This is a genomic window from Enterobacter sp. BNK-34 (assembly GCF_048684445.1).
Taxonomy (GTDB): Bacteria; Pseudomonadota; Gammaproteobacteria; order Enterobacterales; family Enterobacteriaceae; genus Enterobacter; species Enterobacter pseudoroggenkampii.
The window spans coordinates 1,259,440-1,282,354 of record NZ_JBLQUA010000001.1; the positions used below are offsets into that span (position 1 = coordinate 1,259,440).

Consider the following 22,915-nt stretch of genomic DNA (forward strand, 5'->3'; position numbering starts at 1 on the left):
CGGTCTCAGCGCCCCCTACAGCGTGAAGGATAAAAAAAGATGAGCGAAGTATTGTCAGTAAAAGAGAAGATTGGCTACGGCATGGGTGACGCCGCCAGCCACATCATTTTTGATAACGTTATGTTGTACATGATGTTTTTCTACACCGATATTTTCGGCATTCCCGCCGGGTTTGTCGGCACCATGTTCCTGCTGGCGCGCGCGCTGGATGCGATCTCCGACCCGTGCATGGGGCTGATCGCCGACCGCACCCGCAGCCGCTGGGGTAAGTTCCGTCCGTGGATTTTGTTTGGTGCCATCCCGTTCGGCATCGTCTGCGTGCTGGCCTACACCACGCCGGACCTCAGCCTCAACGGCAAAATGGTGTATGCCGCCATTACTTACACCCTGCTGACCCTGCTCTATACCGTGGTCAACATCCCCTACTGCGCGCTCGGCGGCGTAATCACTAACGACCCGACGCAGCGTATCTCCCTTCAGTCCTGGCGCTTTGTGCTGGCGACCGCGGGCGGCATGCTCTCTACGGTGCTGATGATGCCGCTGGTGAACCTGATTGGCGGCGACGATAAGGCGTTCGGCTTCCAGGGCGGCATCGCCGTGCTGTCGGTGGTCGCGTTCCTGATGCTGGCATTCTGCTTCTTCACCACCAAAGAGCGCATCCAGGTGCCGCCGAGCACCACCTCTATGCGGGAAGACCTGCGCGACATCTGGCAAAACGACCAGTGGCGCATCGTCGGCGTGCTCACCATCCTCAATATCCTCGCCGTCTGCGTGCGCGGCGGCGCGATGATGTACTACTGCACCTGGATCATGGGTTCGCCGGAGGTGTTCGTCGCGTTCCTCACCACCTACTGCGTTGGCAACCTGATCGGCTCCGCGCTGGCGAAACCGCTTACCGACTGGAAGTGCAAGGTCAGCATCTTCTGGTGGACCAACGCCGCGCTGGCGGTGGTCAGCGTGGCGATGTTCTTCGTGCCGATGCATGCCACCGTGCTGATGTTCGCCTTTATCTTCGTCATTGGCGTGCTGCACCAGCTGGTGACGCCGATTCAGTGGGTGATGATGTCAGATACCGTCGACTACGGCGAATGGACCAACGGCAAACGCCTGACCGGCATCAGCTTTGCGGGCACGCTGTTCGTGCTGAAGCTCGGTCTGGCGCTGGGCGGGGCGATGATCGGCTGGATGCTGGCAGGCGGAGGCTACGACGCGGCAGCTAAAACCCAGAACAGCGCGACCATCAGCATCATCATCGGCCTGTTTACCCTGGCCCCGGCGGTCTGCTACGTGCTTAGCGCCATTATCGCCAAACGCTACTACACGCTGAAAACGCCATTCCTGACCAAAATCATGGGCGAGCTGGCGCAGGGCGCGCGCCGCAATCAGCAGGAGTTTGAAAACCTGGCGGTCAGCAAAGAATTACAGAACTAAGAGGACGAGAGTATGAAAATCAGTGATGGAAACTGGCTTATTCAACCGGGCCTGAACGTGACCTGTCCGGTTCAGGTGTTCGACGTGGAGCAGCAGGGTAATGACCTGGTGGTCTTTGTTGCCCCGCGTGACGTGCGTGAACGCACCTGGCAGCTCGACACGTTGATGTTCACGGTGCGCCTGTTTGCCCCGCAGGAAGGGATTGTCGGGGTGCGCATCGAGCATTTCCAGGGCGCGCTGAACAACGGCCCGCACTATCCGCTGAACGTTCTGAAGGACGTGAAGGTAGAGATTGAAAACAACGCCGAGTTTGCCGAGCTGAAAAGCGGCAGCGTCAGCGTGCGCGTCACCAAAGGCGAGTTCTGGGCGCTGGATTTCCTGCGCAACGGCCAGCGCATTACCGGCAGCCAGTTGAAAAATAACGGCTACGTGCAGGATACCAACGCCGACCGCAATTACGTGTTCGAACGTCTGGATCTGGGCGTGGGGGAAACGGTCTACGGCCTGGGCGAGCGCTTCACCGCGCTGGTGCGCAACGGCCAGACGGTCGAGACCTGGAACCGCGACGGCGGCACCAGCACCGAGCAGTCCTACAAAAATATCCCATTCTACCTGACCAACCGCGGCTACGGCGTGCTGGTGAATCATCCGGAAAACGTCTCGTTTGAAGTCGGCTCCGAGAAGGTCTCCAAAGTGCAGTTCAGCGTGGAGGGGGAATATCTTGAGTACTTCGTGATCGACGGCCCGACGCCGAAAGAGGTGCTGAACCGCTATACGCAGTTCACCGGGCGACCGGCGCTGCCGCCTGCGTGGTCATTTGGCCTGTGGCTCACCACCTCGTTCACCACCAACTACGACGAAGCGACGGTTAACAGCTTTATCGACGGCATGGCCGAGCGCAACCTGCCGCTGCACGTGTTCCACTTCGACTGCTTCTGGATGAAGGCCTTCCAGTGGTGCGATTTCGAGTGGGACCCGGTGACCTTCCCGGATCCGGAAGGCATGATCCGCCGCCTGAAAGAGAAAGGGCTGAAGGTCTGCGTGTGGATTAACCCGTACATTGGCCAGAAGTCGCCGATCTTCCAGGAGCTGAAAGCGAAGGGCTACCTGCTCAAGCGCCCGGATGGCTCCCTGTGGCAGTGGGACAAATGGCAGCCGGGGCTGGCGATTTATGACTTTACCAACCCGGACGCGTGCCGGTGGTATGCCGACAGGCTGAAAGGCCTGGTGGAGATCGGCGTCGACTGCTTCAAGACCGATTTCGGCGAGCGTATCCCGACGGACGTGCAGTGGTTTGACGGGTCCGATCCGCAGAAGATGCACAACCATTACGCCTACATCTATAACGAGCTGGTGTGGAACGTGCTGAAAGAGACGGTGGGGGAAGAAGAAGCGGTGCTGTTCGCCCGCTCCGCGTCCGTCGGGGCGCAGCAGTTCCCGGTGCACTGGGGTGGCGACTGCTACGCCAACTATGAATCCATGGCCGAGAGCCTACGCGGCGGGCTGTCGATTGGCCTGTCCGGCTTCGGGTTCTGGAGCCACGATATTGGCGGGTTCGAAAACACCGCCCCGGCGCACGTCTACAAACGCTGGTGCGCGTTCGGGCTGTTCTCCAGCCACAGCCGCCTGCACGGCAGTAAATCCTACCGCGTGCCGTGGGCCTACGATGACGAGTCCTGCGACGTGGTGCGCCACTTCACGCAGCTGAAATGCCAACTAATGCCGTACCTGTACCGTCAGGCGGCGCTGGCCCGCGAGTTCGGCACGCCGATGCTGCGCGCGATGATGCTGGAGTTCCCGGACGATCCGGCGTGTGATTACCTCGACCGCCAGTATATGCTGGGGGATGCAATGATGGTGGCACCGGTGTTCTCCGAGGCGGGCGACGTGCAGTTCTACCTGCCGGAAGGCCGCTGGACGCACCTGTGGCACAACGACGAAATTCAGGGTAGCCGCTGGCATAAGCAGCAGCACGATTTCATGAGCCTGCCGGTCTACGTGCGCGACAACACGCTGCTGGCGCTGGGCAGCAACAACCAGAAGCCGGACTACGCGTGGCACGAGGGGACGGCCTTCCAGCTGTTTAACCTGAACGACGGCGCAACGGCGGTGAGCGAAGTGCCTGCGGCGGACGGCGCGGTGGTGTTTACGCTGAAGGCATCGCGTCAGGGCGATATCGTGACCTTTACCGGCGCGGGAGACGCGAAAAACTGGTCGGTGTGCTTGCGCAACGTGCAGAAGGTGAGCGGCGTGAAAGGCGGCTCACACGCGGGCAGCGAGTGGGGTGTGGTGGTGAAAGCGGAGGGGAATGAGGTGGTGGTTCACCTCTGAGCCGTAAAAATGCCCGGTGGCGCTTCGCTTACCGGGCCTACATGGGATCGTAGGCCGGGTAAGGCATAGCCGCCACCCGGCTATTTACTGTGCCGGAGCCACCGTCGACACCACGCCACCCGTCATCGTCTGCTGCACCTGCTGTTTATCCATATTCACCGCGTTCAGCTTGCCGTTCACCGTCGGCATAAGCGGGGTATTCGCCTGCACGCTGCCGCTGGCGGTGAGCTGAATATTGCCGTCGCCCGCAATCGGCAGCGCGGGCCAGCCCCACTGCTGCAGTACGTTGAGCGGCACGCCGCGCCCGTTCAGGCTCACCGTAGTCTGCCGCTGCGGAAGCTGCGAAACCGTCGCCGTTGCTTCCAGAATACCTTTCTCGGTAAACGCGCTCAGGTCGGTAATGTTCAACGTGGCGGCGTTGGCATTCAGCGCCAGCGACGGACGGCGCACGTCCACGCGGTTAAAGGTCGCCGCCGCGCCGTTCAGGGTCGCGCTGCCGCCCCAGACACCCCACTGGCGATCTTTCACCAGCTGCAGGTTTGCGCCATAGCCATCCAGAGAGGTGATCTGCCACGGGAAGGCGGGATCAATGTCGATCACCAGGTTGCGGCTCAGGCCGAATTTTTGCAGCGTGACGCTGTTCAGCCATTCCGGCAGAGGCTCCATCCACAGCGTCTTCCAGTTCTGCGGCAGGGTGTATTCCAGCCCGGCGATGGCGACATCGTCCAGCACCAGCGCTTTACCGTCTCGCAGCCAGTTACCGGAGGTGCGTATCATGCCGCCCTCCCAGCGGGAGGTGAACTGACGCAGCGCCATGCCCTGCGGGGAAAACTCTGCATTCAGAATCGGGTCAAACAGATGCAGCGAGCCGTAGATAAACTCGCTGGCGTTCATGGACAAGCGGCCTTCCTGGCTCTGCCAGTCGCCTTTGCTGAGAGTCAGGTTGCGCAGGCTTAAATCGAGATCGGTCACCGCCCAGTCCGGGCCCTGAAGCCGGGCGTCGGTCACGTCCAGACGACCAATCTGCAGAGAGGGAATGGTGGCCAGCGGCGCGAAGAACGCCGTCAGCGTTTTATCGCTCTGCAGACGGATCTCGTTCAGGCGCATGGTGTCGATAATCCAGCTCCCGTCGGCGTTGCGCAGGGCGGAGCCGGTGAGTGAGCCGCGGGCCATATCGGCGCCAATCGTGTTCAGCACCACTTCCTTGCCGTTAAGCTGGCCCTCGATCAGCACGTTGGTGGCCGGTACGCCGTTCAGGGTCAGCGAGCCTGCGCTCATCTGAATCTGCGCGTTGTTCCCCAGCACGTTGCCGGCTTCCGGCTGCCACGGGCTGACGCCGCCCGTCACCTTCTGCGCGCTCAGGTCCCATTCGGTATTCGGGCTGTTAAAGGCCATGTTGTTCAGCTGCAGGCGATCCGCCTGGAAAGGCAGCGGCGCCGTCTGCGGCGAGAGATTCAGCGTGCCGTCGAACAGGGTGATGGTGTCCATATGCAGCGGATCGGTTACCTGGCGGCTGCTCAGGCCAATATCGACTTTTTTGGCGACCAGCGTGGCGGGTTTACCGTCCCGACCAAAGATGACATTTTCCAGAATAATGTGGGAAGGCGACGAAAAGCGGTGATTCATCTTGTCGAAACTGAGTTCGTAATCCGTATTCACCGTCACCCAGCTGCTGACCTGAGACGCGCCCCAGCGGGTCTGGAGCAGAATGTAGAGCGCCAGCATCACAATGAGCAGGGCTACCAGAAGATAGATGAGGAGCTTTCCAATAAATTTCATGGTCTTCCATCCCGCAAAACGCACATATGGGAGTTATGCACGATTTATGCGCAATCCTCAAGGCGGGAATGGTGTAATTAGATGTCACGGCAGGCATTGACTGCCTGCCGTGAGAGAAATCAATTTTTCTCAGGCGGGAAAACGAGGTTCAGCACGATAGCGGTGATACCGCCTGCGGCAATGCCGGAAGAGAGCAGGTTTTTCACCCAGTCAGGTGCAAACTGCAGGATCAGCGGCTGCTGGGAAACGCCCAGACCGACGGCCAGCGACAGAGCGATAATCATGATCGCGCGGCGGTTCAGCGGCTCGCGGGAGACAATACGCACGCCGGAGGCCGCGATCGTCCCGAACATCACCAGCGTTGCGCCGCCCAGCACCGGCTCAGGGATGTGCTGCACAAAGCCGCTTACCGCCGGGAACAGGCCGAGGACGATCAGCATCAGCGCCACCACGAAGCCAACGTAGCGGCTGGCCACGCCGGTCAGCTGGATCACGCCGTTGTTCTGACCGAAGCAGGAGTTCGGGAAGGTGTTGAATACCGCAGAGACAAACGAGTTCAGGCCGTTCGCCAGCACGCCGCCTTTCAGGCGCTTCATGTACAGCGGGCCGGACACCGGCTGCTCGGAGACGTCGGAGGTGGCGGTGATATCACCGATGGTCTCCAGAGAGGTGATCATAAAGACCAGCATCAGCGGCAGGAGCAGACCCCAGTCAATGCCCAGACCGTAGTACAGCGGCGTAGGAACGACGATCAGCGCGCTGTTGGTCGGCGCGGTGTTCTCCGGCAGCATGCCCAGCGCCCACGCCAGCAGGTAACCCGCCGCCATGGCGATCACCAGCGAGGCGACGCGCAGGTAAGGGTTACGCTGACGGTTAAGCAGAATAATGATCGCCAGCACGACGCCTGCCAGCAGCAGGTTTTTCGGCGCGCCGAAGGTATGGTCGCTCATTGCGGCATAGCCGCCGCCGATGGAGGTCAGGCCCACCTGGATCAGCGACAGGCCGATAATCATCACGACGACGCCGGAAACCAGCGGGGTGATAACGCGGCGAGCCAGATGCAGAACGCGGGAGATCACCATCTCCGTACAGCTGGCCAGCATCAGCGTGCCGAACAGCGCCGCCATCATGGTCGGGACATCCGCACCGCCGGTTTTCAGCGCCGTACCGCCCATGATCAGGGGCGCCACGAAGTTAAAGCTGGTGCCCTGAATCGACAATAATCCCGACCCCACCGGCCCCCATGCTTTAATTTGAATAATCGAGGCCACGCCGGAGGCAAAAAGAGACATGCTGATAATGTGCTGCGTGTCCTGCGCCGGTAAACCGAGCGCCTGGCAAATCAGCAGCGCCGGGGTGATCACCGCAACAAACATCGCCAGAAGATGCTGGCAGGCGGCGAACAGCGTTTGCGGCAGCGGCGGGCGGTCTTCAAGGCGGTAAATCAGTTCGCTATTTTGCTTCTGCGCAATCGGTTGCGCATCAGGCGACTCTATGGTGTTAACGGACATCGGCGGCAATCCCACGGTGTAAAAGCGGGCATTTTATCTGACCACCTGGTAAAAGCAAACGATTGCCAGCAAAAAAAGGGAAGAAAATCTGCCGCTGTGAGCAGGTTTTCTACAACGTATCGGGAAAAAAAATTACACTTTTTCGCGCCGGGAGCTCATGAAGAGCGCAAACCGGCCCAGGATAACGCCGCGTGTGTATGGAACACGCGCAAAACAGGAGCCTTCTATGATTCATCTCGATACGTTGTCGACACTTGTTGCCGCAACGCTGGTCTTACTGCTTGGCCGTAAGCTGGTACATAGCGTTTCCCTTCTGAAGAAATACACCATTCCTGAACCTGTCGCCGGTGGTCTGCTGGTGGCGCTGGCCCTGCTGATACTGAAAAAAAGCATGGGCTGGGAAATCGATTTTGATATGTCCCTGAAGGACCCGCTGATGCTTGCCTTCTTTGCCACCATCGGCCTGAACGCCAATCTGGCGAGCCTGCGGGCGGGCGGTAAAGTGCTCGGCGTATTCCTGATTGTGGTGGTGGGGCTGCTGCTGATGCAAAACGCTATCGGCATTGGGATGGCGACGCTTCTGGGACTGGATCCGCTGATGGGGCTGCTGGCGGGGTCAATTACCCTTTCGGGCGGCCACGGTACCGGGGCCGCATGGAGCAAGCTGTTCATCGAGCGCTACGGGTTTGAAAACGCAACGGAGGTGGCGATGGCCTGCGCGACCTTTGGGCTGGTGCTGGGTGGCCTGATTGGCGGCCCGGTGGCGCGGTATCTGGTTAAGCACTCCACCACGCCGGACGGCAGGCCGGACGATGAGCTGGTGCCGACCGCATTTGAAAAGCCGGACGTCGGGCGCAGCATTACCTCGCTGGTGCTGATTGAAACCATCGCGACGATCGCCATCTGCCTGACCGTGGGCAAAGTGGTTGCGCAATGGCTGGCGGGCTCAGCGTTTGAACTGCCGACGTTTGTCTGCGTGCTGTTTATCGGGGTGATCCTGAGCAACGGCCTGGCGCTGATGGGCTTCTACCGCGTGTTTGAACGGGCGGTGTCGGTGCTCGGCAACGTCTGCCTGTCGCTGTTCCTGGCGATGGCGCTGATGAGCCTCAAGCTGTGGGAGCTGGCCTCGCTGGCGCTGCCGATGGTGGCGATTCTGGCGGTGCAGGCCCTGTTTATGGCGCTGTACGCCATGTTCGTGACCTGGCGCATGATGGGTAAAAACTACGATGCGGCGGTGCTGGCGGCGGGTCACTGCGGGTTTGGTCTGGGGGCTACCCCAACGGCTATCGCCAACATGCAGGCGATCACCGAACGCTTCGGGCCTTCGCACATGGCGTTTCTGGTGGTCCCAATGGTCGGGGCGTTCTTTATTGATATCGTCAACGCGCTGGTGATTAAGCTGTACCTGATGCTGCCGATGTTTGCCTGAATCAGGCGTTGGAATAGCGTTCGGTTTCCGGCATCCAGCGCTCAATTAACGCTGCCGCCTGCTCGGGGTAGCGTTCATGAATGTGGCGGGCGAGGCGCTGAACCTCGGGGATCATGGCCTGATCGCGCAGCAAATCCGCCACTTTGAATTCGGCGTTCCCCGTCTGACGCGTGCCCAGCAGCTCGCCAGGGCCGCGGATCTCCAGGTCTTTTTGCGCAATCACAAAACCGTCGTTGCTGTCGCGCAGCACCTGCAACCGCATCTGGGCTGTTTTTGAGAGCGGGGCTTTGTAGAGCAGGACGCAGTGGGACGCTACCGCGCCACGGCCAACGCGCCCGCGCAGCTGGTGGAGCTGGGCAAGGCCCAGGCGCTCCGGGTTTTCGATGATCATCAGGCTGGAGTTCGGGACGTCCACGCCCACTTCAATGACCGTCGTGGCGACCAGCAAATGCAGCTCGCCCTGCTTAAACGACTGCATCACCGCCTGTTTTTCGGCAGGCTTCATGCGTCCATGAACCAGGCCCACGTTCAGCTCCGGCAGTGCCAGCTTAAGCTCTTCCCACGTGGCTTCGGCAGCCTGCGCTTCCAGCAGTTCCGACTCTTCAATCAGCGTACAAACCCAGTAGGCCTGACGCCCTTCATGGGTGCAGGCGTTGCGCACGCGGTCGATGATATCACTGCGGCGCGTGTCAGGAATGGCGACCGTTGTGACCGGCGTACGGCCCGGCGGCAGTTCGTCGATGGTGGAGGTATCCAGATCGGCGTAGGCCGTCATCGCCAGGGTGCGCGGGATCGGCGTAGCGGTCATGATCAGCTGATGCGGGTGGAAGCCCTGCTGCAGGCCTTTCTCCCATAATGCCAGACGCTGGTGCACGCCGAAGCGATGCTGCTCGTCGATAATCACCAGCGCAAGGCCGTTAAACTGCACCTGTTCCTGGAAGATGGCGTGCGTGCCGACAATCATCTGCACCTGCCCGCTGGCAATAGCCTCCTGTTGCGCAAGGCGCGCTTTGCCTTTTTGCTTCCCGGCAAGCCAGCCCACTTCAATGCCCAGCGGCGCGAACCAGGCGCGGAAATTGTTGGCATGCTGTTCCGCCAGCAGTTCGGTCGGTGCCATCAGCGCGACCTGTTTGCCGTGGGCAATCGCACGCAGGGCGGCCAGCGCGGCAACCAGCGTTTTGCCGGAGCCCACGTCGCCCTGCACCAGGCGCATCATCGGCACGTCGAGCGCCATATCGCGTTCAATCTCGGCGGTGACGCGCGCCTGTGCGCCGGTGGGTTTAAACGGCAGGGAGGCCAGCAGCTTATCTTTGAGCTCATCTCGCGGGCTTAAGGGCTGGGCGTGGAAACGCTGCGCGCCGGCGCGAAGCGCCAGCATGCTCAGGTTATGGGCCAGTAATTCCTCAAGGATAAGTCGCCGTTGGGCGGGGTGTTTGCCGCTTTCTAAGTCGCTGAGCTGCAGCGTTGGCGGCGGGCGGTGCAGGGTGCGCAGCGCCTCGGGCAGGCTCATCATGCCCTGCGCCAGCTCGGGCGGCAGCAGCTCGGTAATGGCGCAGGTATCCAGCAGCTCCAGCGCCTGATCGGTGAGCTTACGCAGCGTCGCCTGCTTGATGCCTTCCGTCGTCGGGTAAACCGGGGTGAGCGTCTCCTGCAGCTCCGGCGTGCTGAGATCGCCCTGCACGCGGTACTCCGGGTGGATCATCTCTGCGCCGTATTTCCCGCGTTTGGCTTCGCCATAGGCCAGCACCCTGCGGCCCGTCGCCAGGCTGTTTTTCATCGCCGCGCTGAAGTTGAAAAAACGCATGGTGAGAATGCCGGTGCCGTCGCTGATCTGGCAGGTCATCATCCGGCGCCCGCCGAAGGTGATGTTGCAGTTCAGGACTTCGCCTTCAACGGTGGCGTAAATGGCAGGAAGGAGATCGCCAATCTTATAGAGCTGGGTGCGGTCTTCGTAACGCAGGGGGAGGTGAAGCAGGAGATCCTGAATGGTGTGCAGGCCAATTTTTGCCAGCTTATTGCTTTGCGCCGCGCCCACGCCCGTCAGGCTGTTAAGCGGGATGGCATCCAGCAGGCGGCCTTTCATCGCTTACCCGGCGTACTGCATGGTGGCCCACCACTCGGCATCGGCTTCAATTTCGCCCTGCGCGTTGACGTGGGGGTAAGGCAATTTTTTCTGCTTCGCAACGCGAGCCAGCACCGGATAGCCACCTTCAAACAGCAGGCGCTGCTGTTCCTCTTCCGGCAGCATGCTGTTGCTGCGCTCGTACATCCCGGCGTTCTGACGCTGGCGCTGCGCTTCATACAGAATGAGCGCGGACGCCACGGAGACGTTAAGAGACTGGACCATGCCGATCATCGGAATGATGATGTCCCGATCCGCCAGAACCAGCGCTTCCTGGGTGATCCCGGTTTTCTCCTGACCCATCAAAATGCAGGTCGGGCGGGTGTAGTCGATCTCGCGGAAATCTACGGCTTTAGCGGACAGGTTAGTGGCCAGGATCTGCATCCCGCGCCCTTTCAGGTGCGATACGGCTTCGCCAATGGTGTGATGATTTTTAACAGACACCCAGCTGTTGCTGCCTGCCGCCGCCGAGACCGTATTTCGCATACGGCCGTCCGGCCAGACGGCGTGCACTTCATGCACACCGACGGCATCTGCGGTACGAACGATAGCAGAGACGTTATGAGGTTTATGCACCTGCTCCATGCAGACCGTCAGGTCAGGCTGACGCCTGGCGAGCATTTCGCAGATACGTGCATAACGTTGTGAATTCATAAACCTAGTTTCGGTTTCGGGTGACTTTAATCACGTCCGGCATGACGCGGATCTTGCGCATAATATTCGCCAGATGCACGCGGTCGCGAGCGGTCAGACGAATAAAGGCGCTATACACGCGGCCATCTTTCTCTTCCGTATTCAGGCTCTGAATGTTGGACGAAGCCGTGTTGATCGCTGCCGTCAGGTTCGCCAGGGCACCCTGGTGGTTGAACATATCCACCTTAATTTCGGTGATAAATTCCTGCGCGGTCTCTTTATCCCACTCGACCGCCATAAACTTCTCGGCTTCTTTCTGATAGCCGCGAATGTTACGACAGGATTCGTGGTGGATAACCAGCCCTTTGCCCGGGCTGACGTGCGCAATAATCGGATCGCCAGGAATTGGACGACAGCATTTTGCGAAGGTGATCAGCACGCCGTCCGCGCCTTTAATCGGCAGGTGTCCGTGGCTTTGCGTGGTTGCCGGCACCGCTGTTGTGTCGCCTTGCTGCAGGTTCTTCGCCACCACCACGCTCATGGCGTTGCCGAGGCCAATCTCTGCCAGCAGGTCGTCAAGCGACGTAAGCTTCATGCGCTCCAGCTCACGCTGGACGTTCTCCTGCGGAATTTCAGCCAGCTTACGGCTTCCGCCCAACGCGTGGTTGAGAAGACGACGACCCAGGCTGACGGAATCATCACGCTTGAGGTTTTTCAGCAACTGGCGAATTTTGGCGCGTGCTTTGGAGCTCACGACAAAGTTCAGCCAGGCCGCGTTCGGACGTGCGCCCGGCGCGGTAATAATTTCTACCGTCTGGCCGCTGGAGAGCGGCTGAGACAGTGGATAAGGCTGTCTGTCGACGCGCGCGCCGACGCAGGCATGCCCGATATCGGTATGCACGGCGTAAGCGAAGTCGACCGGCGTTGCGCCCGCAGGCAGTTCGACAATGCGACCTTCTGGGGTGAAAACGTAAATCTCATCCGGGAAGAGATCGGATTTAACGCTCTCGATAAATTCAAACGAGCTGCCCGCACTCTGCTGAAGCTCCAGCAGGCTCTGCATCCAGCGCTGGGCGCGGATTTGTGCGGTCGTGCTGCTTTCGCCACCGTGCTCTTTATACGCCCAGTGTGCGGCAACCCCCATCTCTGCCATCTGGTCCATGTCTTCGGTGCGGATCTGCACCTCAACAGGCACACCGTGCGGACCAATCATCGAGGTGTGCAAAGATTGATAGCCGTTCGCTTTTGGAATGGCGATGTAATCTTTCATGCGCCCCGGACGCGGTTTGTAGAGGCTGTGCATCTGCCCCAGCACGCGATAACAGGTGTCCGAGTCATGGACAATGACGCGGAAGGCGTAGATATCCATGATCGAGTGAAAACGCTGCTCTTTGAGCACCATTTTGCAGTAGATGGAGTACAGGTGTTTCTCGCGACCGCTGACGCGGCACGGGATCCCCGCTTCCTGTAAGCGCCCTTCGATTTCAGAGAGGATCTTTTGAATCATCTCTTTACGGTTACCGCGTGCGGCTTTCACCACCTCTTTAATCACGCGATAGCGGTTCGGGTACAACGCTTCAAAACCCAGCTCTTCCAGCTCGGTTTTAATGTGGTGAATACCTAAACGGTGCGCCAGCGGACTGTAGATTTCGAGGGTTTCACGGGCAATGCGGCGACGTTTATCCGGGCGAAGTGAGCCCAGCGTGCGCATATTGTGGGTACGGTCAGCGAGTTTGATGAGAATGACGCGGATATCCTGCACCATCGCCATAATCATCTTGCGGAAGTTTTCGGCTTGCGCCTCTTTCTTGTCGCGGAAATTCAGCTTATCGAGCTTAGAGACCCCTTCCACCAGTTCGGCAACGCTTTTGCCAAACAGCTGTTCCATGTCCTGGTAAGTGGCAGGGGTATCTTCGATCACGTCGTGCAGTAGAGCGGCCATCAGCGTTTCGTAGTCGAGTTTCATCTCGGCCAGAATACAGGCCACCGCTACCGGGTGCGTGATATAGGGTTCACCGCTTGAACGTGTCTGGCCCTCGTGAGCGTCACGTGCAACGAGATACGCCTGCTGAAGACGTTTAATCTGGTCTTCAGGCAGGTAGGTTTGAATCAGTTGATTCAGGCTTTCAAACAGATACAAGGGCGACCCGCAGGTTTAATTAACGACGACCTTCAGCAATAGCGGTTACGGCCTGCAGTTCTGCGGCTTCCTGCTCTTGCTGCTCCTGGCGCTCACGCACGTCGAGGATCTGGTTGTTGATCAGACCTTCTTCGATTTCGCGAAGTGCAATAACGGTGGTTTTATCGTTTTCTTCCGGTACCAGCGGATCTTTACCGCCTACCTGCATCTGACGAGCGCGACGCGCGGCGACCAGCACCAGGTCAAAACGGTTACCAATTTTCTCTACAGCGTCCTGAACAGTTACGCGTGCCATACTTAAAATGCTCCACAGGTGAAGAAATGACTGGGCATGATACTGAAAGTGGGTTCAGTCTGCCAACAGTTTGGTGATTAATGCGTCATGTCGCTGCTTCTGGCGGCTCATACGCAGACGTTCTGCACGAAGAATGGTTTTGAGATCGCTCAATGCGGCATCAAAATCATCATTCACAATAAGGTAATCATATTCCGCGTAATGGCTCATTTCTGCAACAGCCTGTTCCATACGCTTTGCGATCACTTCTTCGCTGTCCTGACCGCGGCCACGCAGACGGCGATCCAGCTCATCTTTCGATGGCGGTAAAATAAAGATACTGCGCGAGTCAGGCATTTTCTTGCGAATTTGCTGTGCGCCCTGCCAGTCGATATCCAGGAACACATTCACGCCCGTGGCCAGAACCTGCTCAATGGTTTCACGCGAAGTACCGTAGTAATTACCAAATACTTCAGCGTGTTCAAGAAACGCGTCTCTGCCGATCATCGCTCTGAATTCGTCGTGATCCACAAAGAAATAGTGTTCACCGTGCACTTCACCCGGACGCGGCTGGCGCGTGGTGTGAGAAACAGAAACCTGTGTGTCGTACAACGGTTGGGTTTTTAACAGTGCCTGAATAAGGCTGGATTTACCCGCGCCACTAGGGGCAGAAACAATATAAAGCGTGCCTTGAGCCATGAGAGTCTTTTGTATGTGTTAACGAAGAAGTCCTACATACGGGCTTATTATACACGTCACCGCCGTGTGACGTAGCCTTTGTCACACTTTTTCCCCTCGATTATTGAATTTTGCGTGCCGTTTTCAGGTTTTATCTGTGGTTTTCAGCAACCAAAAGAAATACTGGATAGCGTCTCGCAATGCGAAACGTTGCCGTTAGCGTTGTTTCAGGCATCCGGGTATACCTCCTGCAACGCAAAGGAGGGGTAGCGATGTGGCGATGGATAAGCGGGTTAATGCTGTTGTGGTGCGGTTATGGCGCGGCGATGTGTCCGGTGTGGTCGCAGGCAAAAGCAGAGAAAGAGATGGCGTCGTTAAGCGCGCAAATCAAACGCTGGGATGAGGCTTACTGGAAGCAGGGCGTGAGCGAGATCAACGACGAGGTTTACGACCAGCTTCACGGGCGTTTAACGCAGTGGCAGCGCTGTTTTGGCAGTGAGCCTTCAGAAGAGAAACTCCCCGCGCTGACGGGGAGCGTAAAACATCCTGTTGCCCACACGGGCGTGCATAAGGTGGCCAGCAAAGAGGAACTGAGACAGTGGATGCGTGCCCGACAGCATCTGTGGCTGCAGCCGAAAGTTGACGGTGTGGCGGTGACGCTGGTCTATCGTGACGGGAAGTTAACCCAGGCCATCAGTCGTGGTGATGGCCTGAAAGGGGAAGACTGGGCCGGGAAGGTGCGTTTAGTCCCGTCTGTTCCGCAAAAGCTCACCGGCAAGCTGGCGAACAGCGTCTTACAGGGCGAGCTCTTCTGGTTGCGCGACAACCACATTCAGCAGCAGATGGGCGGAATGAACGCTCGTGCAAAGGTGGCGGGGGCGATGATGCGGCAAAAGGATAACTCGCTATTGAGCAAGATCGGCATATTCATCTGGGCCTGGCCGGACGGACCGAAAGATATGCAGACCTCTTTAGCTGAACTGTCTCAGGCTGGTTTTACGCTGTCGGCACGGTATACGCTTCCCGCCGAATCTGTTGATGGCGTCGAGAAACAGCGCGCGGCCTGGCACGTGACCGCATTACCCTTTGCCACGGATGGCATTGTGGTGCGTTCGGAGGATGAACCTGCGGGCGAAGATTGGTTACCGGGAGAAGGCAACTGGGTCGTTGCGTGGAAATATGCGCCTACAGCCCAGGTTGCTGAGGTGAGTAATATTCATTTTTCCGTGGGGCGAACGGGCAAAATTTCCGTTGTAGCAACGCTGGAACCCGTGCAACTGGATGATAAACAGGTGCAGCGGGTGAGCCTGGGCTCGGTTGGGCGCTGGCAGAGACTGGATATTGCCCCGGGGGATCAGATACAGATCAGCCTGGCCGGGCAGGGTATCCCCCGGTTTGATAAAGTGCTCTGGCGCGGGACGGACAGACATAAACCAGAGCCTCCGGCCTCGCGTTATCATTCGCTTAGCTGTTTCTACGCTTCCCCGGAGTGTATGGAGCAGTTCTTTGCCCGGCTGACCTGGCTCAGTTCAAAGCAGGTACTTGATATTGAAGGATTAGGCGAGTCAGGCTGGCGTACCCTCTGGCAGGCGCATCATTTTGAACATCTCTTTTCATGGCTGTTATTAACTCAGGCGCAGTTGCAGTCTACACCGGGGTTTTCCTCAGCACGCGGGCTGGCGCTCTGGCACCGATTTAATCTGGTGCGCGAGAAGCCGTTTATCCGCTGGCTCATGGCATTGGGTGTGCCAATGACGCAGGCTTCGCTGAAGGCGATGGGAGACGTATCGTGGGAGAAGATGAACGGGCGCAACGCAAAGGACTGGCAGGCCCTGCCGGGAACGGGAGAGGAAAAAGCGCGACAAATCGTTAACTGGATGCTCGCGCCTCAGATTGATGTACTGGCGAAATGGCTCGCTGAACAGCGCATCAACGGGTTCTGAAACTAGTGTGCGCTGTGTTTGTAATGAAAAACGGGCAGCCCGAGCTTCAGGCGCAGCGCCAGCATGCGGGCCGTAAAGCCAAACAGTAGCGTCGAGATGACCACCACATCATGGTTAGAAACGTAATGCTGCAGGGCGATATAAAGCACCGCTGCCGCAAAGGAGATGCCGGCATACAGTTCTTTTTGAAAGACCAGAGGAATGCGCTTGCAGAACATATCGCGCAGCACACCGCCGAATACGCCTGTGACCACGGCGGCAATGGTAGCGATAACCGGTCCTTCCCCCATATCGAGCGCGATTTGCGCACCGATGATCGAAAAGACGATCAGCCCCAGCGCATCAAGCACCAGGAACAGGCGGCGAAGATGGGGCATAACGGGCGCCACGATGGTGGTTAACACGGCAGCAGTCGCCACAATAATCACGTATTCAGGGTGTTTAACCCAGCCGAGCGGGTAATGGCCAAGCAGGATATCGCGCACGGAACCACCGCCAAGCGCGGTCGCGGTAGCAATAATGATTACGCCGAAGGTGTCCATACGGCGACGTCCGGCGGCAAGCGCGCCGGTCATGGCTTCTGCGGTGATGCCAATGAGATAAAGGATGTGAAGCAGCATATACCCTCCGGTGTGAACGCGGGGAGGTTAGCGATTTGTGCGCAAGATCACGATTGAGATTTTCTAAGGCGAGTCAGGTTGCCCTATAAAATTTTATTAATTTGTTTTGAGCAGGCTTGGTGATAGGCGGTAAAACGTAAAAACGGATGTTGATATGGATTAGAAAAAATAATGGGTGGTGCAGTCGACACCACCCGAAAGGCATTACTCGATGTTCTGAATCTGCTCGCGCATCTGCTCAATCAGCACTTTCAACTCAATCGCTGAATTCGTCACGTCTGCATTGATCGACTTAGACGCCAGGGTGTTCGACTCGCGGTTGAACTCCTGCATCATAAAGTCCAGACGGCGGCCCACCGCTTCCTTCTTCTTCAGAATGTTGTAGGTCTCTTTAACGTGCGCTTCCAGACGGTCCAGCTCTTCAGCGACATCGATACGCTGCGCCATCAGCACCAGCTCTTGTTCCAGACGGGTGTTTTCCAGCTGAACTTCCGCTTCTTCCAGTTTGGCGACAAGGCGTTCGCGCTGCCACTGCAGCACTTCCGGCATATGGGTGCGGACTTTGGCTACTTCGGTGCTCACGCCTTCAAGGCGCTGCTCAATCATCGCTTTCAGCGCCTGACCTTCGGTTTCGCGGGCAACGATAAAGTCGTCCAGCGTGCCGTCGAGGGCTGCCAGGATTTCAGCGGCAATGGCATCCAGATCCTGCTCTCCAGCTGCCATGACGCCAGGCCAGCGCAGAATATCAACCGGGTTGATTTCACCTTCATCGCTCTGCATTTTGACCCAGTTCGCCGCATTCACGAGCTGTTTCGCTAGTTTTTCGTTGAGGATCAGCTCGCCCTGTGCGCTGGCATCAGGCTCAAAGCGCAGGTTACATTCCACTTTACCGCGCGTCAGACGCGTACGAATACGCTCGCGTACAACAGGCTCAAGGCTGCGGAACTGCTCCGGCATACGGAAATACGTTTCCAGGTAACGCTGGTTTACCGAGCGCATTTCCCATGTGGCGCTACCCCAGCTACCCTTGATTTCACGCCGGGCGTAGGCGGTCATACTGCGGATCATAGACATTCCCGTTTTTAAAGGAGAGATGGGGGGATTATAGCTTTCGGGGGCTTCTCAGGATAGGAATAAGCGTCCTTTATCCGTATAATGCGCAGCCACATTCGTTTCAAGCCGGAGAATCCATCATGCGTCCATCAGGTCGTAGCGCCAACCAGGTGCGTCCCGTCATCCTGACCCGTAACTATACAAAACACGCTGAAGGCTCCGTGCTGGTTGAGTTTGGTGACACTAAAGTGCTGTGCACTGCCTCCATCGAAGAAGGTGTTCCGCGCTTCCTGAAAGGTCAGGGCCAGGGCTGGATCACCGCAGAATACGGTATGCTGCCGCGTGCGACCCATACCCGTAATGCCCGTGAAGCGGCAAAGGGGAAGCAGGGCGGTCGTACCATGGAGATTCAGCGTCTAATCGCGCGCGCGCTTCGCGCCGCCGTTGACCTGAAAATCCTTGGCGAATTCACCATCACTCTCGATTGCGACGTAATTCAGGCAGACGGCGGTACGCGTACCGCATCCATTACCGGTGCCTGCGTGGCGCTGGCGGACGCTCTGAACAAGCTGGTTGCGGCCGGCAAGCTGAAAACCAACCCAATGAAAGGCATGGTTGCGGCGGTTTCAGTTGGTATCGTTAACGGCGAAGCGCTTTGCGATCTGGAATACGTTGAAGATTCCGCAGCCGAAACCGACATGAACGTGGTGATGACCGAAGACGGTCGCATCATTGAAGTACAGGGTACGGCGGAAGGCGAGCCGTTCACTCACGAAGAGCTTCTCTCTCTGCTGGCGTTGGCCCGAGGGGGAATCGAATCTATTGTAACGACGCAGAAAGCGGCGTTAGAAAATTGATTTTAAAGGCGACCAATGAGTCGCCTTTTTTTTGCCTGTAAGACAGAAAAACCAAAGGAGCAAATCCATGAAATCGTATCAGCGCCAGTTTATTGAGTTTGCGCTCAACAAGCAGGTACTCAAGTTTGGCGAATTTACGCTGAAATCCGGGCGTAAGAGCCCCTATTTCTTCAACGCCGGGCTGTTTAATACCGGGCGCGATCTGGCATTGTTAGGCCGTTTCTATGCCGAAGCGCTGGTGGATTCCGGGATTGATTTTGACCTGCTGTTTGGCCCGGCCTATAAAGGCATTCCGATTGCGACCACCACCGCGGTGGCGCTGGCGGAACACCATGACCGCGATGTGCCATACTGCTTTAACCGCAAAGAGGCCAAAACCCACGGTGAAGGCGGGAATCTGGTCGGCAGCGCGCTGCAGGGCCGCGTCATGCTGGTGGACGACGTGATCACCGCCGGTACGGCGATCCGCGAATCGATGGAGATTATTCAGGCCAACGGTGCGACGCTTGCTGGCGTGCTGATTTCTCTTGATCGTCAGGAGCGTGGTCGCGGGGAAATTTCCGCTATTCAGGAAGTCGAGCGCGATTACAGCTGCAAAGTGACGTCGATTATCACTCTGAAAGACCTGATTGCGTATCTGGAAGAGAAGCCTGAGATGGCGGACCATCTGGCGGCGGTACGTGCGTACCGGGAAGCGTTCGGGGTGTAGTTAAATTGCCCGGTGGCGCTACGCTTATCGGGCCTGCGCATTTCGTAGGCCCGATAAGGCGAAGCCGCCACCCGGCAACGGTGTTACTGCAACTGAGCAGCCACTAACGGCCAGCGGGCGTCAAAATCGTCCGTTGGACAGTATTTGAACTCGCTGCGCACAAAGCGAGAGAGCATCCCTTCACAAAACGCCAGAATCTGGCTCGCCAGCAGCGTTTCATCAATGCTGTAACCTTCGCCTTCACGCATTTTCTTTTCGCGCAGTACCTGGCGCAACTGAGCTTCAATGCGTTCGAAAAGCTGGTTAATGCGGCCCTGCAGTCTGTCCTGCTCAAACATCAGCGCGTGGCCGGTGAGGATACGAGTTAAGCCCGGATTGCGTTCACCGAAGCCCAGGATTAACAGCACAATCAGACGCAGACGCGCGGTGGTGTCTTTTTCGTCTTTCAGAATCAGGTTGATGCGCGTGATCAGGCTGTCTTCAATAAACTCGATCAGGCTGTCGAACATCCGGGTCTTGCTCGGAAAATGACGGTACAGCGCCGCCTCAGACACGCCCACAGAGGCGGCCAGTTTAGCGGTGGTGATGCGTTGACTGCCATCGCTGGATTCAAGCATCAGAGCCAGAGATTGAAGTATTTCTTCGCGACGATTCCTTTTCGCGGTTTGTTTTTCTGCCATGTTACAAAATACCCCTGAAAATAAGCACTTGCCAGGCTGGCATCCACACAGCGACCGCAAACGGGCGTTTGCGGTTTGTTATTGCATTATGACGCTGTGAGATACGTGTCTGTCGGGCCGTTATTTGCGCCCGGAATGGCCGAAGCCGCCTTCGCCGCGGTCGGTGGCGTCAAAGTCTGCCACCAGGTTAAATTCTGCCTGTACCACCGGTACAAAGACCATCTGTGCGATACGCTCACCCGGTTCAATGGTGAAGCTGTCCTGACCACGGTTCCAGACGGAGACCATCAGCTGACCCTGGTAGTCGGAGTCGATCAGGCCGACCAGGTTCCCCAGCACAACGCCATGCTTATGGCCCAGGCCAGAACGCGGCAGGATCACCGCCGCCAGCGACGGGTCAGCAATGTGAATGGCCAGGCCAGTTGGAACCAGGGTAGTGGCACCCGGAGCCAGTTCTACGGCGTCATCGAGACAGGCGCGCAGGTCAAGACCGGCAGAGCCGGAGGTGGCATAGGTTGGCAGCGGGAATTGCTCGCCAACACGCGGGTCCAGAATCTTAACGTCGATTTTTTTCATCATAACGGGTAACGATCTCGTCGAGTAATTGTTGGCCCAGGAGTTCCTTGCGCTCAAGCGGTAAGACTTTATCTCCATCCTGCCAGAAAAGGTGCAGTGCGTTGCTGTCGCTGTTAAATCCTTGTGTGGCCAGCGATACGTCGTTCGCGCAAATCAAATCGAGGTTTTTGCGGGTACGTTTTTGCCGGGCATATTCTTCCACATTATTCGTTTCTGCGGCAAACCCAACAACGTATGGACGGTGGCTTTTTAGTGCGGCGACACCGGCAACAATGTCCGGGTTTTTTACCATTTTTAGTGTTAATTCATCGCCTTGCTTTTTAATTTTAGCCTCGGCGATCGTCTCGGCACGATAGTCTGCGACGGCAGCACAGCCGATAAAAATCTGCTGGCTTTGTGCATGAGCCTGTACGGCGGCTTCCATCTCCAGCGCGGTAGTAACGTCAATTCGCTTCACAAACGCAGGGGTAGGCAGCGAGACCGGGCCGCTCACCAGCGTGACGTTCGCGCCACGCTTCGCAGCGGCGGCGGCAATCGCAAAGCCCATTTTACCGGAGCTGTGGTTGGTGATGTAGCGCACTGGATCCAGCGGCTCGCGCGTGGGGCCCGCGGTAATCATGATGTTGAGATGTTGCAGATCGTTGACAGGCGAAAAATGGGCTGCGGCCATATCAACAATCGTCAGCGGGTCAAGCATGCGACCCGGGCCAACATCGCCGCAGGCCTGGCTGCCGCTGTCCGGACCCCAGATAAGCAGGCCGCGTGAGGCCAGCGTCTCCAGATTGTGCTGGGTGGCCGCGTTACGGTACATCTGCTGGTTCATGGCAGGAACGACGGCAACAGGGGCAGGCGTGGCCAGACAAATGGTAGAGACCAGATCGTTTGCCATACCGGCCGCCACCCGGGCGATTAAATCAGCCGTGGCGGGGGCAAGGATAACCAGGTCAGCCCATTTACCCAGCTCAATATGGCCCATCGCGGCTTCGGCGGCCGGATCGAGCAGGCTGTCAGATACCGGGTATCCTGAAACGGCCTGCAGGCTCAGGGGAGTGATAAAGGCTTTACCGCCTTCGGTTATCGCGACCCGCACATCTGCCCCGCGCTCGCGCAGACGACGCACCAGCTCCGGCGCTTTGTAGGCAGCAATGCCGCCGCTCACGCCAAGAACGATTTTTTTACCGGCCAGGCTCATCATGATTCTTTCCTGTTGGGTTTCACCAGAGAGGAGGCATTTTATCACAATCCCCAAAGCGGGGTGATTTTGTCCTTCGACCACTTTGCGAGGCGCTACGCAAGAACGCAACGTGGCCGTCGAGCGCCGGATTGGCGTGTGGCAGCATGCGGTTAAAAAAGGGAGAAAGAGCATGGAAGAAGAGGATGAACAGCTGCTGCCGCGTGAAAAACTGCTGCGCTACGACGTCACCTTGTTAAAAGATGACGAACTGCTGGCGCTCTTTTTACGTACCGGAACGCCCGGCAAAACGGTATTTACGCTGGCAAAAGAGCTGATAGCACGTTTCGGTTCGCTGTACAGTTTACTGACCGCCGATCTGGCGCAGTTTACGCACGTTGAGGGGATCGGCGTGGCGAAATATGCCCAGCTGCGGGCCATTGCCGAACTTGCCCGTCGTTTTTACAATGTCCGCATGGAGAAGGACGATCCGATCCTGACGCCCGCGATGACGCGCGAATTCCTGCAAAGCCAGTTAACCGATATTGAACGCGAGATCTTTATGGTGATCTTTGTTGATAACAGAAATCGGGTGCTGAAACATAGCTGTCTCTTTGCGGGCACGTTGAGCCACGTTGAGGTGCATCCGCGTGAAATTGTGCGGGAAGCGATAAAAGTGAATGCAGCGGGCGTGATCCTCGCGCATAATCACCCCTCTGGCTGTGCAGAACCGAGCAGAGCGGACAAAGAAATCACCGAACGCATTATCAAATGCTGTCAATTCATGGACATTCGTGTGCTGGACCATCTGATAATTGGCCGCGGTGAGTACATTTCTTTCGCAGAACATGGCTGGATTTAGGCTATTTCTCGCGATCCATCGGGATCTTTGTCTGTTCGGGACTTGAGCACACCGCCGAGTCAGCGTATACTACGCCACCTTTGAGAATCTCGGGTTTGGCATTTGGGCCTGGCAAT

General features: G+C 57.8%; 19 protein-coding genes. 7 read left to right on the plus strand and 12 right to left on the minus strand.

The genetic code is table 11. The features are described from left to right. The first annotated feature begins 39 nt into the window (after nt 1-39). Both ACMGG5_RS06275 and yicI read left to right on the plus strand, forming a co-directional pair. Nucleotides 40-1,431, plus strand: a complete 1,392-nt coding sequence (locus ACMGG5_RS06275; protein ID WP_420277608.1) for a glycoside-pentoside-hexuronide family transporter — start codon at nt 40-42, stop codon at nt 1,429-1,431. A gap of 12 nt (nt 1,432-1,443) precedes the next feature. Then, entirely contained in the window at nt 1,444-3,762 is a 2,319-nt protein-coding gene (gene yicI / locus ACMGG5_RS06280) for an alpha-xylosidase (protein ID WP_420277609.1), read from the plus strand. An 84-nt stretch (nt 3,763-3,846) separates the two neighbouring features. On the opposite strand, the gene ACMGG5_RS06285 is transcribed toward yicI, so the two are convergent. Both ACMGG5_RS06285 and xanP read right to left on the minus strand, forming a co-directional pair. Further along, the gene (locus ACMGG5_RS06285) at nt 3,847-5,541 is read right to left on the minus strand and encodes an AsmA family protein (RefSeq protein WP_420277610.1); all 1,695 of its coding nucleotides are present in this window, start codon (nt 5,539-5,541) and stop codon (nt 3,847-3,849) included. A 119-nt stretch (nt 5,542-5,660) separates the two neighbouring features. Further along, nucleotides 5,661-7,052 (minus strand): xanthine/proton symporter XanP, encoded by a 1,392-nt coding sequence (xanP, locus tag ACMGG5_RS06290; protein WP_023309879.1) that lies wholly within the window; start codon nt 7,050-7,052, stop codon nt 5,661-5,663. Between the two features lie 226 nt (nt 7,053-7,278). Between xanP and gltS the strand changes: the two genes are divergently transcribed. Continuing rightward, complete coding sequence (gltS, locus tag ACMGG5_RS06295) at nt 7,279-8,481, plus strand: sodium/glutamate symporter (RefSeq protein WP_061716221.1); 1,203 nt, start codon at nt 7,279-7,281, stop codon at nt 8,479-8,481. Nucleotide 8,482: 1 nt separating this feature from the next. On the opposite strand, the gene recG is transcribed toward gltS, so the two are convergent. The 5 genes from recG to gmk are packed head-to-tail and all read right to left on the minus strand — an operon-like array spanning nt 8,483 to nt 14,349. Beyond that, nucleotides 8,483-10,564, minus strand: coding sequence for an ATP-dependent DNA helicase RecG (gene recG, locus ACMGG5_RS06300; RefSeq protein ID WP_420277611.1), 2,082 nt, complete (start codon nt 10,562-10,564; stop codon nt 8,483-8,485). Nucleotides 10,565-10,567: 3 nt separating this feature from the next. Then, nucleotides 10,568-11,257 carry a tRNA (guanosine(18)-2'-O)-methyltransferase TrmH gene (gene trmH / locus ACMGG5_RS06305; RefSeq protein ID WP_420277612.1) on the minus strand — a complete coding sequence of 230 codons (690 nt, stop codon included), beginning with the start codon at nt 11,255-11,257 and terminating at the stop codon, nt 10,568-10,570. A gap of 4 nt (nt 11,258-11,261) precedes the next feature. Beyond that, on the minus strand, nt 11,262-13,376 hold the full coding sequence (gene spoT / locus ACMGG5_RS06310) for a bifunctional GTP diphosphokinase/guanosine-3',5'-bis pyrophosphate 3'-pyrophosphohydrolase (RefSeq protein WP_024906643.1): 2,115 nt from the start codon (nt 13,374-13,376) through the stop codon (nt 11,262-11,264). A gap of 19 nt (nt 13,377-13,395) precedes the next feature. Beyond that, entirely contained in the window at nt 13,396-13,671 is a 276-nt protein-coding gene (gene rpoZ, locus ACMGG5_RS06315; protein ID WP_000135058.1) for a DNA-directed RNA polymerase subunit omega, read from the minus strand. Nucleotides 13,672-13,725: 54 nt separating this feature from the next. Further along, complete coding sequence (gene gmk, locus ACMGG5_RS06320; RefSeq protein ID WP_008502674.1) at nt 13,726-14,349, minus strand: guanylate kinase; 624 nt, start codon at nt 14,347-14,349, stop codon at nt 13,726-13,728. 251 nt (nt 14,350-14,600) lie between these two features. Here gmk and ligB point away from each other — a divergent pair, with 251 nt between their 5' ends. Beyond that, the gene (ligB, locus tag ACMGG5_RS06325) at nt 14,601-16,271 is read left to right on the plus strand and encodes an NAD-dependent DNA ligase LigB (RefSeq protein ID WP_420277613.1); all 1,671 of its coding nucleotides are present in this window, start codon (nt 14,601-14,603) and stop codon (nt 16,269-16,271) included. Between the two features lie 2 nt (nt 16,272-16,273). Here the strand turns inward: ligB and ACMGG5_RS06330 are convergent, their stop codons facing one another. Both ACMGG5_RS06330 and ACMGG5_RS06335 read right to left on the minus strand, forming a co-directional pair. Then, nucleotides 16,274-16,891, minus strand: coding sequence for a trimeric intracellular cation channel family protein (locus ACMGG5_RS06330; protein WP_023334014.1), 618 nt, complete (start codon nt 16,889-16,891; stop codon nt 16,274-16,276). A 204-nt stretch (nt 16,892-17,095) separates the two neighbouring features. Then, nucleotides 17,096-17,959, minus strand: coding sequence for a YicC/YloC family endoribonuclease (locus tag ACMGG5_RS06335; protein ID WP_061716219.1), 864 nt, complete (start codon nt 17,957-17,959; stop codon nt 17,096-17,098). A 125-nt stretch (nt 17,960-18,084) separates the two neighbouring features. Here ACMGG5_RS06335 and rph point away from each other — a divergent pair, with 125 nt between their 5' ends. Next, nucleotides 18,085-18,801 (plus strand): ribonuclease PH, encoded by a 717-nt coding sequence (gene rph, locus ACMGG5_RS06340; protein ID WP_024906632.1) that lies wholly within the window; start codon nt 18,085-18,087, stop codon nt 18,799-18,801. 67 nt (nt 18,802-18,868) lie between these two features. Then, nucleotides 18,869-19,510: an orotate phosphoribosyltransferase gene (pyrE, locus tag ACMGG5_RS06345; RefSeq protein WP_048992803.1), complete on the plus strand. Its 642-nt coding sequence runs from the start codon at nt 18,869-18,871 to the stop codon at nt 19,508-19,510. An 83-nt stretch (nt 19,511-19,593) separates the two neighbouring features. On the opposite strand, the gene slmA is transcribed toward pyrE, so the two are convergent. The 3 genes from slmA to coaBC form a co-directional block, all read right to left on the minus strand. Beyond that, complete coding sequence (slmA, locus tag ACMGG5_RS06350) at nt 19,594-20,190, minus strand: nucleoid occlusion factor SlmA (RefSeq protein WP_024906630.1); 597 nt, start codon at nt 20,188-20,190, stop codon at nt 19,594-19,596. 120 nt (nt 20,191-20,310) lie between these two features. Further along, on the minus strand, nt 20,311-20,769 hold the full coding sequence (gene dut / locus ACMGG5_RS06355; protein ID WP_008502691.1) for a dUTP diphosphatase: 459 nt from the start codon (nt 20,767-20,769) through the stop codon (nt 20,311-20,313). Then, a complete protein-coding gene (gene coaBC / locus ACMGG5_RS06360; protein WP_024906629.1) occupies nt 20,747-21,958 on the minus strand; it encodes a bifunctional phosphopantothenoylcysteine decarboxylase/phosphopantothenate--cysteine ligase CoaBC in 1,212 nt (403 codons plus the stop codon). Before coaBC ends, dut begins: the two co-directional genes overlap by 23 nt. Nucleotides 21,959-22,130: 172 nt before the next feature. Between coaBC and radC the strand changes: the two genes are divergently transcribed. After that, on the plus strand, nt 22,131-22,799 hold the full coding sequence (radC, locus tag ACMGG5_RS06365) for a RadC family protein (protein ID WP_048992806.1): 669 nt from the start codon (nt 22,131-22,133) through the stop codon (nt 22,797-22,799). Nucleotides 22,800-22,915: the final 116 nt, after the last annotated feature.

What these genes read in the sequence shown, in the direction of transcription:
- ACMGG5_RS06275 (WP_420277608.1), top strand. Translation starts at nt 40, where the DNA reads ATGAGCGAAGTATTGTCAGTAAAAGAGAAGATTGGCTACGGCATGGGT.
- yicI (WP_420277609.1), top strand. Translation starts at nt 1,444, where the DNA reads ATGAAAATCAGTGATGGAAACTGGCTTATTCAACCGGGCCTGAACGTG.
- ACMGG5_RS06285 (WP_420277610.1), bottom strand. Translation starts at nt 5,541, where the DNA reads ATGAAATTTATTGGAAAGCTCCTCATCTATCTTCTGGTAGCCCTGCTC.
- xanP (WP_023309879.1), bottom strand. Translation starts at nt 7,052, where the DNA reads ATGTCCGTTAACACCATAGAGTCGCCTGATGCGCAACCGATTGCGCAG.
- gltS (WP_061716221.1), top strand. Translation starts at nt 7,279, where the DNA reads ATGATTCATCTCGATACGTTGTCGACACTTGTTGCCGCAACGCTGGTC.
- recG (WP_420277611.1), bottom strand. Translation starts at nt 10,564, where the DNA reads ATGAAAGGCCGCCTGCTGGATGCCATCCCGCTTAACAGCCTGACGGGC.
- trmH (WP_420277612.1), bottom strand. Translation starts at nt 11,257, where the DNA reads ATGAATTCACAACGTTATGCACGTATCTGCGAAATGCTCGCCAGGCGT.
- rpoZ (WP_000135058.1), bottom strand. Translation starts at nt 13,671, where the DNA reads ATGGCACGCGTAACTGTTCAGGACGCTGTAGAGAAAATTGGTAACCGT.
- gmk (WP_008502674.1), bottom strand. Translation starts at nt 14,349, where the DNA reads ATGGCTCAAGGCACGCTTTATATTGTTTCTGCCCCTAGTGGCGCGGGT.
- ligB (WP_420277613.1), top strand. Translation starts at nt 14,601, where the DNA reads ATGTGGCGATGGATAAGCGGGTTAATGCTGTTGTGGTGCGGTTATGGC.
- ACMGG5_RS06330 (WP_023334014.1), bottom strand. Translation starts at nt 16,891, where the DNA reads ATGCTGCTTCACATCCTTTATCTCATTGGCATCACCGCAGAAGCCATG.
- ACMGG5_RS06335 (WP_061716219.1), bottom strand. Translation starts at nt 17,959, where the DNA reads ATGATCCGCAGTATGACCGCCTACGCCCGGCGTGAAATCAAGGGTAGC.
- rph (WP_024906632.1), top strand. Translation starts at nt 18,085, where the DNA reads ATGCGTCCATCAGGTCGTAGCGCCAACCAGGTGCGTCCCGTCATCCTG.
- pyrE (WP_048992803.1), top strand. Translation starts at nt 18,869, where the DNA reads ATGAAATCGTATCAGCGCCAGTTTATTGAGTTTGCGCTCAACAAGCAG.
- slmA (WP_024906630.1), bottom strand. Translation starts at nt 20,190, where the DNA reads ATGGCAGAAAAACAAACCGCGAAAAGGAATCGTCGCGAAGAAATACTT.
- dut (WP_008502691.1), bottom strand. Translation starts at nt 20,769, where the DNA reads ATGATGAAAAAAATCGACGTTAAGATTCTGGACCCGCGTGTTGGCGAG.
- coaBC (WP_024906629.1), bottom strand. Translation starts at nt 21,958, where the DNA reads ATGAGCCTGGCCGGTAAAAAAATCGTTCTTGGCGTGAGCGGCGGCATT.
- radC (WP_048992806.1), top strand. Translation starts at nt 22,131, where the DNA reads ATGGAAGAAGAGGATGAACAGCTGCTGCCGCGTGAAAAACTGCTGCGC.